At 36.7% G+C, this 245-nt stretch carries 1 pseudogene; it reads right to left on the reverse strand.

Going from position 1 to position 245, the window contains the following annotated elements:
* A pseudogene (locus ACFINC_RS11695) lies at positions 1-223 on the reverse strand (methyltransferase); the annotation flags it as partial.
* Positions 224-245: the final 22 nt, after the last annotated feature.

The raw sequence follows: 245 nt of genomic DNA on the forward strand, positions 1-245 counted from the left end.
GCGTTTCTATCATGGCTATAATATGCGCAACCTCTCTCTTAAATGTATTGTCACCCACAACTTGTTGTGCATCACCAAATCGTACCATGAACTCCTGTAACAATTGCTCTGTCGTATCTCCTAAGGCGATATGAAAAATCCCTTTTTGAGATTTTCCCACCAAAAGCTTTCCTATGGATACATCTTTAAGACAGAATATTCTCTTTTGGGGAATGTTCAGCATTTTAACTTTCTCTATAATTAAA

Source organism: Bartonella sp. AP58NXGY (genome assembly GCF_042195785.1).
GTDB lineage: Bacteria > Pseudomonadota > Alphaproteobacteria > Rhizobiales > Rhizobiaceae > Bartonella.